Here is a 13,976-nt window from a genome sequence, read left to right as displayed (position 1 = left end):
TCGATCCGCCAGAAGGCTCGGTCTTTCGGCGGACACTCGAGGTCAGGGTTGGTGGCGCCAGGTGGTGGCGGTGGTGACCGTGGTCTCGGGAGCGGTGATCCCGTGACTGGACCGATAGGCATCGATGGCAGCCCGGACGGCGGGGTCGGTGGCCTTCTCGATGAGGATCACTGCACCGGGGGCCAGGCGGGGGTGGAGCCGCTCCAACACCGTGGCCACGTCTGCACCGGTCCACGCCCCGAGGTACAACACGGCCACTCTGTCGACGGGAGGTTCGACCAGGGTGGCCTCGGGGTTACCGTGAACCAGGTTCACCCGACCGTCGAACAGGCCGCAGTGCTCGAGGTTGCGCCGGACCTGGGCGATCTCGGTGTGTTCGAAGCGGTCGATGGCGTACACCTCACGACCGTGCTGCTTGTAGGCGTCTAGGTGGGCCCGGACCAGTCCGATGGAGCTGCCGGGACCGACGCCGGCCACGGCCACGTGCCCCCGGAGGTGATCGGAGCGCATGGTTTCCAGCGCGGCGTGAAGGGCATCCAGGGCCGGCTTACGAGGGTCGCCAAGCTCGGCCACCAGCTCGCGCTTGAGGGCATCCAAGTAGCGTCGGGCGACGTGTTCCAGTTCGGCCTCGTTCTGGAAGTAGATCCGATGCTGGAACAACATGGCCTGGATCCGCATGGTCTCGGCCAACTCCAGCAGCATCGACTTGCCCTCGATGCCTTCAAGCCAGTCGAGGAAGGTGGCCAGACGGGGTAGCTGGGCCAGACGATCCTCCTCCACCACCACGGCCAGCCCGAAGTAGATGGGGATCTCCAACACCCGCAACGGCTTGGGATACTCGGCCACGAAGTCGTCCACACCCGTCATGACGCCGTTGCGCGGTCCGCCTTCGATCACGGCGTTGGCCATGGTCGGGTTGAGCCCGTGCTCGGGTACGAGCTCGCTGACCCCGGGCAACATCCCCTTCTTCGCCCATTCCTGGCGGTAGGTGGTCGGGATGTCATCGGGGTTGTAGTAGAGGTCACGGCGACCGTAGGGCCAAGCCACGTCGTGGAAGATCATCACCGGCAAGGGAGCCCCCGCCTCGGTGCACACCTCGGCCAGCAGGCGGCACTCGTTGTAGACCGTGTACCAGTTGTGGTCACCGTCGATCAGAGCCGCGTCCATCACCGGCAGCCCGCCCAGAACGTTCACGCTCAGGTCTCGGTGGAAGATGTACTGGCCACCGAACTCCTGGGCGTGCTCGTCAGGGTCGAAGTCGGGTACCGGGTCGATCACGTGAAGCTCGGCCTCGGGGCCAACCGTGTCGAGGATCTGACGGGTGTTCTCACCCCGAAGGGCACCGATCTCCACCAGTCGCTTCACGTCAGCGGCCTCAAGGATCGGTGCCACCACCTTGTCCCAGAACGGAAACATGCTCACCCTTCGTGCGGCCGAGCCGCGTACCGGTTCCCCCCGGACCGGCCACGGTAGCTGGCCCGCACCATCGCGGGCATGTGCCTCGAGGCCCTCCACTTCCACCGAGAAGAGGGCGCCATTACCGTTGTCCCACGTCACCGTCGCCGGTCGACCCGCCTAGTCGAGTCATTGCGACCCCTTCCCGATCGGAGCATCCCGTGAGCGCCACCGACACCGAGACCACCGACACCGCGCCGTCGTCCTCCGCATCGGAGCGAGGCGACCGATCGGGTGCGAGAGGCGGCCAGCTTCGTCCCGGGCCCATGGAGACCGACCGTCTGGCCCGCCGAATCTCCGTGGCCGAAGGCCGCGAGCTCAAGTCGATCACCTCTCCCCTCAACGGTGAGGTGATCGGACAGGTTCCCCTCGGTACCCGCGACGACGTGGAAACGGCGGTGGCCGAGTGCCGACGGGTACAGCGACGCTGGGCTCAGACCCCCGTTCGTGAGCGGGCCGCAGTCCTGCTCCGCTACCACGATCTGGTCCTCGAACACCAAGACGAGCTCCTCGACCTGATCCAAGCCGAGAACGGCAAGGCTCGGGTCTGGGCCTTCGAAGAGATCATGGATCAGGCCATCACCGCCCGTTACTACGCCCGCCTCGCCCCCCGGGCGTTGCGGCCAACGCCGCGGCTGACCGCCATGCCTGGCCTGGTGACGGCCCGGGAGCACCACATCCCCAAGGGCGTCGTAGGTGTCATCTCGCCGTGGAACTACCCACTGACCCTGGCCACCTCCGACGCCCTCGCCGCGCTGGTCGCCGGCAACGGAGTGGTCATCAAACCCGATTCCCAGACCCCCTTCACCGCGCTCCGCGCCTTCGAACTCCTCCAAGAGGCGGGTCTACCCGAAGGCCTGGTCCAGGTGGTCACCGGCCCTGGCACCGAGGTCGGGACCGCCATCATCGACACCACCGACTACGTGATGTTCACCGGCTCCACCCAGACCGGTCGGTCCATCGCTCAGCAGGCCGCCGCCCGACTCGTCGGCTTCTCAGCCGAGTTGGGGGGCAAGAACCCGATGATCGTGATGGCCGACGTCGACCTCGACCGGGCCGTGGAGACGGCCACCCGCGGCTGTTTCGCCAACACCGGACAGCTCTGCATTTCGATCGAACGCATCTACGTGGAGCAGGCCATCTCCTCGGCCTTCACCAACCGCCTGGCCGCCCGCGTCAACGCCTTGACCCTCGGAGCCGATCAGGAATACGGGCCCGAGGTGGGAGCACTGGCCTCCAAAGCGCAGTTGGACAAGGTGCGCGAGCACATCGACGACGCGGTGTCCAAGGGGGCCCGCGTGGTGGCCGGTGGCAACCCCCGCCCCGACATCGGACCCTTCTTCCACGAGCCGACCGTATTGGCCGACGTCACCCCCGAGATGGCCGTCTTCGAGGAAGAGACGTTCGGACCGCTGGTGTCGGTCTACACGGTCCAGTCCGTGGACGAGGCCATCGACCTGGCCAACGACACCGAGTACGGGCTCAACTCCAGCGTGTTGTGCGGCGACGTGCGCAAGGGTAAGGCCGTCGCCGCCCGGCTCATGTCGGGCACCGTAAACGTGAACGACGGTTACTCATCGGGCTGGGCTGCCATCGACTCCCCAATGGGTGGAATGAAGACCTCGGGAGTCGGCCGCCGTCACGCCCGCGAGGGACTGCTCAAGTACACCGAGTCCCAGACCATCGCCGTACGGGCCCCCATCGTCGACAAGCTGATGGACCCTGGCGACGATGCCCCCGCCTACGCAAAGCGTTTCACCGCCTTGCTCAAAGCGGCCAAGCACCTGCCCCGCTGACGATCGATCATCTGTGGAACCGACCAGCCGAGGTGTTCAGGCCCGTGCCGCCCCTCCCACGCGAGTCCGGCGGGATCAGGACGCGGCCAACCGTCGAACCATCATCCTGAGTGCCATCGTCCTCATGGTGGCCATCCTCGGCGGCGTGACCGCAGTAGCGCTGCTCTCCGATGGTGACACCGGCCGGGATACGGCCATCGAGACCTCAGCCGAAGGTCAGCCCGATGCCAAGCCGCGCAGCATCCCCAAACCCAACGAGGGTCGAGCCCCTGAAGATGCCGGTGATCGAGGTGGTTGGGCTCAGCTCAGCCTCCTGGTCCTGATCGTCGCGTCCATCTCCGGCATCGGAGTGAAGGTGGTGCGCGGATCCAAGACATCGCGCCAGCGTCGTGCGGCCTGGTTGGCGGCCGCCGACGCCGACCACGACGGCGCGCTCGACCCTCAGCGCTGATCCAGCCGGCCTCGGAGCGATCCTCTGGTCTGGCACACCGTTCGGACAGACTGGTCCGATGTCGCCTGGCACCCCCAACCCCGAAGCTCTGGCCGTCATCGACCAGCTCGGGCTCAATCCCCACCCCGAAGGTGGCTGGTACCGGGAGAACTGGCGGGATCATCCCGCCGATGGTGGGCGCGGTGCGGGAACCGCCATCTACTTCCTGCTGTCGCAAGGCGAGCGATCCCACTGGCACCGGGTCGATGCCGCCGAGATATGGCACTACTACGCCGGCGCCCCCCTGGAGCTGGCCGTAGCCCACGGCAACGATCACGACGTGACGCTGCTCGGGCCAGATGTGCTCTCCGGACAGTCGCCCCAGGCCCTCGTCGAAGCCCGGGCCTGGCAGGCCGCGCGCACCACCGGAGGTTGGACCCTGGTGGGAGCCACCGTGGCCCCCGCCTTCGACTTCGAGGGCTTCGAGCTCGCTCCACCGGGCTGGACACCCGAGGGTTGGAACATCCCGGGCTGGTGAACTCCGGCCCGGGATGCGGGCACTCAAGCCAACAGTGACAGCAGAGCCCAGATCGTGGCTACCAGACCCACCCCGGCCATGACCAGAGAACGGGTCACCGGCGCCTGCTCCAGGTCACCTTCACGCCGGTTGGCCTGAGCAGGAGGGCGCAGCACGGCGGCCAGGTTGCCGGCCAGCAGCGCCCCGCCCATGGCCAGCACCAGCCAGACGATCAGGTCATCGCCCAGGAACGGGGTGAATGACTCCTGGCCTGCCACGGACACGGCGTTGGTGATGGTTGCCACAGTCCCTCACGCTACCGAACCCTCAAGACGGTCCCCCGGGTGCCGATGAGTAGGTACGTGGTCAGTGGCGTTCGCCCCCGCTGGCCACCTAGGGGTAGGAGCGGAGGTCACACTCCTCCCTCCACACCACATCGCCGTCGCATCGGTCCAGGATGCGACGACCTGTGACGTGGCCTTCGCTCCCCCCGACCGGCGGCATCGTTTTCGAGCCGTGCGCGCTCTGGACGACGGCGCGTGGGACGAATGGTCGACGCTGCCTACCATTGGCCGTTCACACCTGACCCAACCGGGGCCCCGTGACCGAGACCATCACAACCGAAGCCGATGACCAGGCCAGCTCCGGCTCCTCGGCACCTGAAGATGCCCAGGTCACCCGCCGTCCCCTGCTTCACACCGTCACCCTGGTGGTCGCAATGGTCGGGGTTGTGGTCGCCGGGGCCGGGCTGGTGTGGGGAACACGGCCACTAGCGACACCTACCCAGGACTGCGGTACTTCGTTCTCCTTCCTGCTCGACGGGCGCCTCAACGAATACGTGGACCCCGACAACCCCCCTTCGGGAACGACCGCATCTGAGGCCAAGGCCAACAACAACGATCCGTGCCAGGAACGAGCGGCTAACCAAGCCCGGCCCGCCGCGTGGCTGGTCATGGGGGGAACCCTCGTGGCCCTGGTCGCCGCCCTGATCGAGGGTGGAGTTCGGGTCTACCAATGGATGGGTTTGGCCCGGCCCCGACCTCCCCGGACCCGTCGAGGCTCCTCGTTCCGCCTGCGGTCGTGACCGAACGTTGACCCCCAGACCCATCCGGTAGGACCCTAACGAGGCGAGCCCGCTCAGTCGGGATGGTGGCTCTCCCGCCAGCGGACCTCTCGGCGTCCGAGTTCGGTGGACGCCGGTCCGTTCACCCACGGCCACAGCTCATCGCCGATGCGTCGCCAGTTCCCGACGGCGCCCAACTCACCCAGCAAGGCATAGATCCCCAGGTTGATCCGCTGGATGATCACGAACGGGGCCGGCACGTTGGCTGCCTTCATGATCTCGCCGTGGGCACCGCTGGTGTCGAAGAACAACCCGACGGTCTCCGACGCGTACTCTTCGGTGATCGCCACCGGCTCGTCTTCCATGACGAAGGCGTAGAAGTGACCGAAGTACTCTCCGATCTGTTCGTCGGTGAAGTCGGGGTTGTGGGTCAACAGCCCCGCCTCCTCCACGATGCGGCGATAGGCCGGCAGGTCTCGATCCATCACCATGGCCCGGATCATCTGCTCGAACAGGTCCATGTCCTCGGTGGTGAACCGTTTGACCAGGCCGTAGTCGAGGAAGGTGACCCGACCGTCCGGACCGAACAGGTAGTTGCCGGGGTGCGGGTCGCCGTTGAAGGCTCCCAGCCGATACAGGCTCCCGAAGACGAAGCGGTAGATCGTCTCGGCGGCCAGGTTCCGTTGCTCTGGCGACCAGGTCTTGACCTCCGAGAACCGGGCGCCGGTGGCCAGCTCGGTGGTCAGGACCCGGGTGGTGGACAGGTCGTCGAGTACGGCGGGTACGTGGATGAAGGGATGATCGCGGTAGTAGTCGGCGAAGAGGCGCTGGTTGTCGGCCTCGATGCGGTAGTCGAGCTCCTCGCTGATCCGTTCTCGTAGTTCGGCCACCAAAGGCTTGGGGTCCAGCCCCGGGAACATGGCCTTCATCGCTCCGAACAGCAGCCCGGCGTTGTCCAGGTCCCCTCGGATCGCCTCGTCGACTCCGGGGTACTGGACCTTCACGGCCACCGCCCGACCGTCCTGGGTCATAGCTCGATGGACCTGACCGATCGAGGCCGAGGCGACGGGAACCGGATCCCACTGCGCGAACACCTTCTCTGGGGGTTGGCCCAATTCGGCCTCGATCACCTGGGCCGCCAGTTCGGGGGCCATGGGTGGGGCGTCCTGTTGGAGCTGAGCCAGCGCATCACGGACCGGCTCGGGCATCCCTTGGTGCAAGAAGCTGGCCATCTGACCCAGCTTCATCATGGCGCCCTTCAGGTTGCCAAGGGTCTCGGCCACCTCGGTGGCCGTCTTGATCTGATGGGCGAGGTCGAGCTCATCTCGTCGTTCGGCATCAGCGAAGGTCCGCCGGGCCCGGTGCAGCGCCCACGCTCCACCAGCCCTGGACGCGGCCCGTGCCGTGATCAACGACCGGCGGGCACGGCCGGTGGCACCGATCGGTCCCAGAGCCGGTACCGGACCGGTGGCAATGGAGGCGGCATCGAGGCGGTCGGATCGACGGTTCCGCACGACCGCCACACCGGCTACACCAACCGCCGAGGCCACGGCGACACCGCGGGTGAGTCGCGAGCGAGGCTTGGGCGAGGACGTCTCGGACATGGCCCGAGACGCTAGTGCCGGGATCGGGGTCCTCTGCCTGGGAGATGACGCGGTCGGAGATCCATCTCCTCGGACGCCTCGGAGTTGGCCAGGTGGGTACTCGGCCTCCGTCTGGCCGAACGCCCCTTCCAGCGGGAGGCTCAGGCGGGTTCCTCGGCCGGATCAGCCAGGACCAGCTTCCAGATCAGTGCCCCCAGAACGGCGCCGGCGATGGGGGCAACCCAGAACAACCAGAGCTGCACCAGGTGGTCACCCCCGGCGAACAGCGCCGGACCGGTCGATCGTGCCGGGTTGACGCTGGTGTTGGTGACCGGGATCGAGATCAAATGGATGAGCGTCAAGGCCAGCCCGATGGCGATGGGGGCGAACCCCGAAGCCGCCTGCTTGGCCGTGGAACCCAGGATCACCAACAAGAAGAAGGCCGTGAGAACCACCTCGGCCACCAGGCAGGCCAACATCGAGTAGCCGCCCGGGCTGAACTCCCCGAACCCGTTGGAGGCGAAACCGTCAGAGGCACTGAACCCGTCGACACCCGAAGCCACCACCAGCAACACTGCGGCAGCCACCACAGCCCCGACCACCTGGGCCCCCGATGTAGGCCGGGGCATCTTTCTGGTCGAACCTCTTGGCCACCACCAGTCCGATGGTGACGGCCGGGTTGAAGTGACCACCTGAGATCGGGCCAACGGCATAGGCCATGGTCAGAATCGTCAATCCGAAGGCCAGGGCCACCCCGGCGAAACCGATGCCCACATCAGGCACTCCCGCTGCCAGCACCGCCGAGCCGCAGCCCCCGAACACCAACCAGAAGGTGCCGAACGCTTCGGCACCGAGTCTGCGCTTCATGTCCATGGTCAGCTCTCCGCTCCGTCGACTTCCATCAGGATCACACACCAGATCGCCACGGTCGATGATCCCCCGGCCGGGGTGATTCTCGCCGCCCGCCTTCGTGGGGATTCCCGGTGAGGTCGCGTGGACAGGTGACCCGATCCCACACCGGGGCAGTTCTCGGTTGTCAGAGCCCGTCGGCCGGCAGCGCTACGGCCCGACCGGCGGCCCAGTCGACCACCCTTTGGCGGTCACGACCAGCCATCGTCTCGGGGGCTTCCACCAACGTGAACCATCCCCATTCGCTCACCTCGGCCGGGTTGGCCACCGGCTCTTCAGCCGACCGGCCCAGATAGCAGGTGATCTCCAAGCACTCGCCATAGGCGCTCTGCTCCAGGTAGGTACCGAGCAGAGCCGTGAGCTCGACGTCGATCCCCAGTTCCTCCCGGAGCTCGCGCACCGCGGCGTCCACCGGGTGTTCACCCCTGTCGACGAAGCCGCCCGGGATTTCCCAAACCCCGAGGAACGGTTCGTGGGCCCGTCGACTCAACAACACCCGTCCGTCTCGCTCCACCAGGACCTCGGCACACGGCGCGTTGCGGACCAGACGCCACCGAGGTCCATGCTGGGGACACACCGGCGGCACCGCCGCGGCCGGTGCACCTCCCTCGGCCCGTGAACCACACTCGTCGCAGAACCACACGCCGCCGACCGTACAGGCCCCAACCGACAGGCCTGGATCCACCGAAAGTGCTCAGGTGAAGGCCTGGATCACCGGCACGAAGAGCATTGCTCCCATGGCGACCAACAGAGCCCAAACCATCAGGCGGCGTCGGCGTTCGGCCCGCTCACCGGCCTGGGTCATCAGCCAGTCGTCGTAATCCTCAGGGTTCACGGCGCGTCGAGGGTGACCACGATCCCCGGCAAGCCTCAGTCCCGGGCCATGTTGGCGAACTTGGTGTAATGGTCGAGGAAGGCAAGGCGGACCATGCCGGTTGGGCCAGCGCGGTGCTTGGTGACCAACACCTCCGCAGTTCCTCGATCGGGTGAATCGGCGTTGTATTGCTCGTCTCGGTACAGGAACACCACCACATCGGCATCCTGTTCGAGTGATCCCGACTCGCGGAGGTCGGCAAGCATGGGCCGCTTGTCGGCCCGTTGTTCCAGGCCACGGTTGAGCTGGGCCAGGGCCACCACCGGGCACTGGAGTTCGCGGGCCAAGATCTTGAGACCACGGCTGATCTCGGCTACCTCGGTCTGGCGGTTCTCGGCCCGGGAGTTGCCGGTCATGAGCTGGATGTAGTCGACCACGATCATGCCGAGCTGGCCCACCTTGGACTGGAGTCGACGGGCCTTGGACCGAATCTCCATCACGGTCACGTGGGGGTTGTCGTCGATCCAGAGTTGGGCATCGCCGAGGCGGCCGATGGCGTGGGAGATCCGTCGCCAGTCGTCGTCGGTGAGACGGCCGTTGCGGACCTTGGTGGAATCGACACGAGCCTCAGAGCACAAGAGCCTCTGGGACAGTTCGATCCGGCTCATCTCCAGGGAGAAGAACAGCACCGGACGGTGGGCCTCCAGCGCGGCGTGACCAGCCATTCCCAGGGCGAAGCTGGTCTTGCCCATGCCCGGGCGGGCCCCCACCACCACTAGGGCGTTGGGTTGAAGGCCAGACGTCAGCTCATCGAACTCGATGTAGCCGGTGGGCGTGCCGGTGATCGCATCGCCCTTCTCATAGAGAGCTTCGAGACTGTCCAGCGTCTGATCGAGCAGGTCGTGCAGGCGGCTGGTGGAGTCGGTCTGGCGGTGCTGGGCCACCTCGAACATGAGCGACTCGGCCAGGTCCACCGCCTTGGGCACATCTTCGGGTAGCCCGTAGCCGATCTCGGCGATCTCACCTGCCACTCCGATGAGGCTGCGCAGGAGGGCGTGCTCCTCGACGATCTTGGCGTAGCGAGCCGCGCTCGAGGTGGCCGGTGTGCCGGCCTGAAGGGCGAGCAGGGTCCCGGGGCCACCGATTGCATCGAGGAGGTCGGCCCGGCGCAGCTCTTCGGCCACCGTGACCGGATCCACCGGTTCTCCCCGGGCCGACAGCGAGGTGATGGCGTCGTAGATGTGACCGTGCGCTGGTCGGTAGAAGTCGTCGGAGGACACCACCTCCGACGCCACGTCGACCGCGGTGCGCGACAGCAACATGGCGCCCAGCAGCGACTCCTCGGCGTCGATGTTGCTGGGCAGGCGTCGACCGGCGCCACCTCCCGAAGGCCTTTCAGCCGATCGCCCACCACCCCTCGACCACCCGTCAACGCCACCGTCACGACGTGGCGCCAGCGGAGCGGGAGCATCGAGGTAGTCGCCCGGAGGCTCGTCCATTTCCGGAGGTGGCTCGTCAGGCATGGTGGGTTACACCTTCGTGCAAGCGGGCTGTCGATAACCAGTACCGAAACCCTGTGATCTACCTGTGGACAGGGTGTGGACAACGAGTCAGGCGGGGAGGTTCTGGACCCTGGGACCGCGACCGGGACGCGCCGAAGAGAGGCAAACGGTCGAGCAAACGACCGGACGGTCCAGGAGCCAGCACTCCAGGACCGTCAGAGAGACCGGATCACGGTGGGTTCAGAGGAGAAACCTCCGAACCCACCGGGTCACCGGATCACCGGCCCCGAGGCCGGAAGGAACTAGTTGGAGACAACCTCGACGGTGACGGGGAACTCCACGTCTGCATGCAGCTTGGCCGGCACCAAGTGGGTACCCAGAGCCTTGATTGGCTCCTCCAGGGTGAGCTGCTTGCGGTCGATCTCGACTCCGGTCTGGGCCACGATGGCCGCCGCCACATCGGCGGTGGTGATCGAACCGAAGAGACGGCCGTCGCCACCCACCCGGGCGGTGATCGAAACCGGTGAGGCCACCAGTTGCTTGGCCACCTCTTGGGCGGCCTGACGAGCGGCGGCATCACGGATGTCGCGAGACCGCTTCATGGCATCGGCCTGAGCCTTGGCCCCATCGGTGGCCTTGAAGGCCAGCCCACGGGGCAACAGGAAGTTCCGGCCGTAGCCGTTGGATACCTCGACGACGTCGCCCTTGTGGCCGACACCCTCGACATCTGAGCGGAGGATGAGCTTCATCAGGCGTCCACCTCCTCGGCCTCCACGCCCTCGTCCTCGCCCTCGAACTCTTCGTAGTTCTCGAACTCTTCACCCTCGGCGCCGCCACCGGAGGGAGGCGGACCCGACGGACGGGGCGGCGGGCCATCGGCGCGGACGCCACGGTCTGCACCACGGTCCCGACCACCACGCTGCTGGGTGACACGGTTGGCGTAAGGCAGCAGAGCCATCTCACGGGCGTTCTTGATCGCCATGGCGATGGCGGCCTGCTGCTGGGTGTCGTTTCCGGTAACGCGACGGGCGCGGATCTTGGCCCGGTCCGACATGAATCGGCGAAGCAGGTTGACGTCCTTGTAGTCGACGTAGTCGACGGACTCCTGGGTCAGGATGCTGACCTTCTTCTTGGCGCGACGCGCGTTGTCCTTGTTCTTCACGCGCTTTGGCTTGGGTGCCATTAGAACGGCTCCTCCCCGTCGTAGTTGGTGGGCTCATTGGCGATGGGACGACCCCCACCACCGGAGGAGCCACCGCTAGGGGCTCCGTCTCGTCGGTCGATCTTCTGCACCTGGGCGGTGGCCCAGCGCAGGCTGGGAGCGATCTCGTCGGCCACGACCTCGACCTTGGAGCGCTTCTCGCCGTTGTCGGTCTCCCACGAGCGCTGCTCGAGGCGACCGGTGACGATTACCCGGGTACCCCGCGGCACGGATTCGGCCACGTTCTCAGCCATCTGTGACCAGCACTTGACGTCGAAGAAGGAGACCTGCTCCTCCCACTCGTTGGTGGCTTTGTTCTGCCAGCGGCGGTTGACCGCAAGGCCGAAGGTGGCCACGGTCTGACCACTGGGGGTGTATCGGATCTCGGGATCGCGGGTCACATTGCCCACGAGGGTGACGGTGTTGTCCATGATTGCTCCTGGTGGTCACCCAGCCTCAGCGGCCGGGGCCGGCGCACCCAACAGGCCGCGGCGGAACGCCTCGGCATCTGGGAGCCGGATGATCTTGTGGCGGACCACCTCGTCCGCGAGGCGCAGGTTGCGGTCGACATCGTCGAGCGCACCCGGCTCGGCCTCGATCTCGAACACCACGTAGAAACCTTCGGTCTTGTGGTTGATCTCGTAGGCGAAACGTCGGCGACCCCACTTCTCGGTCTTGGGCACCGTTCCACCGGCAGCCTCGACCTGAGCGGTCACCTGGTTGATCACCTTGGCAACTTCGGACTCCTCGAGCCCACCGTCACAGATGACCATCAACTCATATGCTCGCATCGCGAGCCTCACCTCCCTCCGGACCCGGCTGAGCCGGGGCCCCAACGGTTGGGGCAGGGTCTGCAATTGGACCGCATGACGGTAGCGGACCTGTGCCCTTCGGACCTCATCGCACCATCCTCCCCGAGGGGTGTGACAACGAAACCGGGCGAGGGGGGTTGACCCGGGGTGTAACCACCAACGGCCCCATCCCAGCTAGAGGCGGGGGCTCCGCCACAAAGAGCTCAGTCCCCGAACCCTCAGGGGGCGTCGGCCGCCGCCGGACATGGCTCGCCGGTGATCTCGAGCACCGCGTCTCGCGGCTCCGGCACACCTCCGTCGGCACCGACCACTCCGATGTCGGCCAGTCGACCCTGCGGTACCTCGATCGCATAGCGGAACGGCCCCGATGCCGGGTAGGTCGGACAGTTGGGTTCGTCGTCCGGACACGGCTCCATATCGTTGGTTGACACCAGCACCCCGTCACCGTCGAAGTAGGCGATGGACAACGGCAACCTCGTGTTGCGCATCCAAAACCCCGCGGAGACGTCGGCGTCGAACACGAAGACCATCCCGTCGTACCCCCCCAAGTCCGGATCGGTCACGTACATGAGACCCGTCGCACGCTGGTCCGGGGTCAGCGCCGCCAGCAGGCACACCTCGCAAACCGTGCCGTCAGCCGCGGTGACGGTGGCCTTCACCTCACCGAAACCGGCCAGCGGGGTACGCCCCCCAACCACCTCAGACCAGGCCCCGACCATGCCGGTCGGATCCGCTGGGGCCGTGGTCACCGAGGCCACCCAGGCCGGGGGTTCGGGGTCCGGCCGAACCGTTTCCTTCACCCGCTGCTTGATCGACCCGCGATATGAGTATCCCACCAAGGCCAGCCCGATCAGACACAGCACCAAGCCGGCACCGACCGCCAGTCGGCGGCGTCCCCTTCCCTCTGGCCCCGTCATTGACCCATCCAGGCTGACGTCGTCACGGCGGAACCATAGGTCCGCCATGACCGACCATGGGAGCGAGCCCCTGTTTCAGCTTCCGGATCCGTACAGGTTCAGGGCCTCGGCCACCTCGGCCGACAGGTGGTACGACTCGGCCGGGCCCGGGAAGGTCCCGGCCCGAACGTCCTCGGCGAAGGTGGCCATCGCCGCCACCGACACGCCCTTCACATCGGCGTAGCGCCGCACGAACTTGGGAGCCATTCGGTCCTCGATTCCCAATACGTCGTGGTACACCAGCACCTGGCCGTCGCACTCCGGACCGGCACCGATACCGATGGTGGGCACGTTCACCGTCTCGGTCACCATCGCCGCCACCTCGCTGGGAACCCCCTCGAGCACGATCGAAAAACACCCGGCGTGCTCGAGCTCCTTGGCGTCGGCCACCAGTTGAAGAGCGGCGTCGCTGCTGCGACCCTGGACCTTGAATCCCCCCATCGCGTGAACCGACTGGGGAGTGAGACCGATGTGACCCATCACCGGGATCTCGGCATCCACGAGGGCCTCGACCATCGGAATCCGCTTCGTCCCACCCTCGAGTTTGACGGCCTCGGCACCGGCCCGGATCAGGATGGCGGCGTTGCGAACCGTGTCTTCCACCGACACGTGGTAGCTGAGCCACGGCAGGTCGCCGACGATCAGCGGACGGGGCTTGGCCCTTGCCACCGCCGCGGTGTGGTGGGCCATGTCCTCAACGGTCACCTGAAGGGTGTCGTCGTAGCCCAGAACCACCATGGCCAGAGAATCTCCCACCAAGATCAGGTCGACACCGGCCTCGCTGGCGATGCGGGCGCCGGGCGCGTCGTAGGCGGTGACCATCACCAGCCGGTCCGCGCCGTTGCGGACCTTGGTCCCCCGAATCGAAGGAACGGTGACCGGGGTCGCCGAAGAAGAGGGAGATGTGCTCATGTGAGCCTCCTTGGTTGTTCCCGTCC

16 protein-coding genes and 1 pseudogene are annotated in these 13,976 nt (G+C 66.6%); 4 read left to right on the top strand and 13 right to left on the bottom strand.

What is annotated here, in order from left to right:
• Window positions 1-42: 42 nt before the first annotated feature.
• Window positions 43-1,416 carry a class I SAM-dependent methyltransferase gene (locus tag IPG97_05845; GenBank protein ID MBK6856079.1) on the bottom strand — a complete coding sequence of 458 codons (1,374 nt, stop codon included), beginning with the start codon at window positions 1,414-1,416 and terminating at the stop codon, window positions 43-45.
• A gap of 305 nt (window positions 1,417-1,721) precedes the next feature.
• Here IPG97_05845 and IPG97_05840 point away from each other — a divergent pair, with 305 nt between their 5' ends.
• From IPG97_05840 to IPG97_05830, 3 genes are read left to right on the top strand one after another with little or no spacing between them, the layout of a single operon-like run.
• Window positions 1,722-3,251: a succinate-semialdehyde dehydrogenase (NADP(+)) gene (locus IPG97_05840; GenBank protein MBK6856078.1), complete on the top strand. Its 1,530-nt coding sequence runs from the start codon at window positions 1,722-1,724 to the stop codon at window positions 3,249-3,251.
• Between the two features lie 13 nt (window positions 3,252-3,264).
• A complete protein-coding gene (locus tag IPG97_05835) occupies window positions 3,265-3,702 on the top strand; it encodes a hypothetical protein (GenBank protein ID MBK6856077.1) in 438 nt (145 codons plus the stop codon).
• A 58-nt stretch (window positions 3,703-3,760) separates the two neighbouring features.
• Window positions 3,761-4,219, top strand: a complete 459-nt coding sequence (locus IPG97_05830; GenBank protein MBK6856076.1) for a cupin domain-containing protein — start codon at window positions 3,761-3,763, stop codon at window positions 4,217-4,219.
• Window positions 4,220-4,242: 23 nt separating this feature from the next.
• Here IPG97_05830 and IPG97_05825 read toward each other — a convergent pair whose 3' ends face one another.
• Complete coding sequence (locus IPG97_05825; protein MBK6856075.1) at window positions 4,243-4,503, bottom strand: hypothetical protein; 261 nt, start codon at window positions 4,501-4,503, stop codon at window positions 4,243-4,245.
• Window positions 4,504-4,799: 296 nt separating this feature from the next.
• Here IPG97_05825 and IPG97_05820 point away from each other — a divergent pair, with 296 nt between their 5' ends.
• Window positions 4,800-5,282, top strand: coding sequence for a hypothetical protein (locus IPG97_05820; GenBank protein ID MBK6856074.1), 483 nt, complete (start codon window positions 4,800-4,802; stop codon window positions 5,280-5,282).
• Window positions 5,283-5,335: 53 nt separating this feature from the next.
• On the opposite strand, the gene IPG97_05815 is transcribed toward IPG97_05820, so the two are convergent.
• The 11 genes and pseudogenes from IPG97_05815 to panB form a co-directional block, all read right to left on the bottom strand.
• Window positions 5,336-6,865 (bottom strand): AarF/ABC1/UbiB kinase family protein, encoded by a 1,530-nt coding sequence (locus IPG97_05815; GenBank protein ID MBK6856073.1) that lies wholly within the window; start codon window positions 6,863-6,865, stop codon window positions 5,336-5,338.
• 140 nt (window positions 6,866-7,005) lie between these two features.
• Window positions 7,006-7,711 (bottom strand): annotated as a pseudogene (gene aqpZ, locus IPG97_05810) (aquaporin Z).
• A gap of 169 nt (window positions 7,712-7,880) precedes the next feature.
• A complete protein-coding gene (locus tag IPG97_05805; protein MBK6856072.1) occupies window positions 7,881-8,396 on the bottom strand; it encodes an NUDIX hydrolase in 516 nt (171 codons plus the stop codon).
• Between the two features lie 51 nt (window positions 8,397-8,447).
• Window positions 8,448-8,588, bottom strand: coding sequence for a hypothetical protein (locus IPG97_05800; protein ID MBK6856071.1), 141 nt, complete (start codon window positions 8,586-8,588; stop codon window positions 8,448-8,450).
• Between the two features lie 35 nt (window positions 8,589-8,623).
• Complete coding sequence (gene dnaB / locus IPG97_05795) at window positions 8,624-10,066, bottom strand: replicative DNA helicase (GenBank protein MBK6856070.1); 1,443 nt, start codon at window positions 10,064-10,066, stop codon at window positions 8,624-8,626.
• 305 nt (window positions 10,067-10,371) lie between these two features.
• A complete protein-coding gene (gene rplI, locus IPG97_05790; protein ID MBK6856069.1) occupies window positions 10,372-10,818 on the bottom strand; it encodes a 50S ribosomal protein L9 in 447 nt (148 codons plus the stop codon).
• Window positions 10,818-11,252 (bottom strand): 30S ribosomal protein S18, encoded by a 435-nt coding sequence (locus tag IPG97_05785; GenBank protein MBK6856068.1) that lies wholly within the window; start codon window positions 11,250-11,252, stop codon window positions 10,818-10,820. Before IPG97_05785 ends, rplI begins: the two co-directional genes overlap by 1 nt.
• Window positions 11,252-11,704 carry a single-stranded DNA-binding protein gene (gene ssb, locus IPG97_05780; GenBank protein ID MBK6856067.1) on the bottom strand — a complete coding sequence of 151 codons (453 nt, stop codon included), beginning with the start codon at window positions 11,702-11,704 and terminating at the stop codon, window positions 11,252-11,254. Before ssb ends, IPG97_05785 begins: the two co-directional genes overlap by 1 nt.
• Before the next feature lie 12 nt (window positions 11,705-11,716).
• Window positions 11,717-12,061, bottom strand: coding sequence for a 30S ribosomal protein S6 (gene rpsF / locus IPG97_05775; GenBank protein MBK6856066.1), 345 nt, complete (start codon window positions 12,059-12,061; stop codon window positions 11,717-11,719).
• A 239-nt stretch (window positions 12,062-12,300) separates the two neighbouring features.
• Window positions 12,301-12,999 carry a DUF192 domain-containing protein gene (locus IPG97_05770; protein MBK6856065.1) on the bottom strand — a complete coding sequence of 233 codons (699 nt, stop codon included), beginning with the start codon at window positions 12,997-12,999 and terminating at the stop codon, window positions 12,301-12,303.
• A 75-nt stretch (window positions 13,000-13,074) separates the two neighbouring features.
• Complete coding sequence (gene panB / locus IPG97_05765; protein ID MBK6856064.1) at window positions 13,075-13,950, bottom strand: 3-methyl-2-oxobutanoate hydroxymethyltransferase; 876 nt, start codon at window positions 13,948-13,950, stop codon at window positions 13,075-13,077.
• Window positions 13,951-13,976: the final 26 nt, after the last annotated feature.

It is taken from the genome of Microthrixaceae bacterium (genome assembly GCA_016702505.1).
Classification (GTDB): Bacteria; Actinomycetota; Acidimicrobiia; order Acidimicrobiales; family Iamiaceae; genus Aquihabitans.
Note: the sequence above shows the minus strand (reverse complement) of the source record. Positions and strands in the feature narration are given on the sequence as shown.